2 protein-coding genes are annotated in these 756 nt (G+C 58.5%); both read left to right on the top strand.

Going from position 1 to position 756, the window contains the following annotated elements; genetic code table 11:
- Positions 1-111 precede the first annotated feature (111 nt).
- Positions 112-387: a hypothetical protein gene (locus AC1RPN_RS07945; RefSeq protein ID WP_481763676.1), complete on the top strand. Its 276-nt coding sequence runs from the start codon at positions 112-114 to the stop codon at positions 385-387.
- 9 nt (positions 388-396) lie between these two features.
- Positions 397-756, top strand: a 360-nt coding sequence (locus AC1RPN_RS07940; protein WP_481763675.1) for a hypothetical protein, incomplete at its 3' end; no start/stop codon positions are given.

The raw sequence follows: 756 nt of genomic DNA, 5'->3' as shown, positions 1-756 counted from the left end.
GTATCAGGACTATGGCATGTACGAGCCGGAAGCGTGGAACGCGTGGATTGCCGACTGTCGGCGTCAATATGATGCAATCAAAACTCGCAACCAATCGATCAAAAATTGACAATGAACACAAATACCCCTGTTTCGATTCTCAATCAGTACAAAGCAGAAGCCGGCCGTATTGCTAATTCCATTATCGGGCCGCAAACTATCAGCGGTTCGCACTCGCTGAGTGCTGCACGCGGCGCACTGCGCGTTCTCAAAAGCAAGCGGGGCAAGGGCGCACATGCGGCACTGCTCGGGGGTTTGGTTGTGGGCGCGTTGGTCGAGCGCGGGCACGCGGACAAGGCAGAAGCCCTGACCATTGAACTGAGCCGACAGGCGGCCATCGCCAAATAAAGGGTGTATATGAACCTGACCGGAATTCACGCCGAATATTGGCGACAACGTAAGGCACCCATTCCGGGCTGGGCGGCCGGATTCATGCCGCGCGCCCGTGTTGATATCGATGCGTGCGTGAATCAGCACGCGGAACCGAAACCGCGACGCGCGGACGGCGTGCACGCGTGTGATAACCTGTTGGCTATCATCCGTTCGCACCGAAAGCATATCGCGCGCACGCATCGCGGCGACTCCAATGCAGAGTTCCGCGTATCCGCGCTCGCTTGCTATCTCGAAGGCATAGCGCAACAGCCGGGTACCGTGTGCAATCCCGAAAAGCGCGCGGCTTTTGCTCGCAAATGGGCGGCCCGCATCCGCAACCGTGCG

The sequence above is a fragment of the Dellaglioa sp. CoH-57-MRSF-20 genome, from assembly GCF_056781955.1.
This window is presented reverse-complemented; position numbering and strand designations above follow the sequence as displayed.

Bases quoted from the DNA above. Each gene is read 5' to 3' on its own strand.
- AC1RPN_RS07945 (WP_481763676.1), top strand. From the start codon at position 112: ATGAACACAAATACCCCTGTTTCGATTCTCAATCAGTACAAAGCAGAA.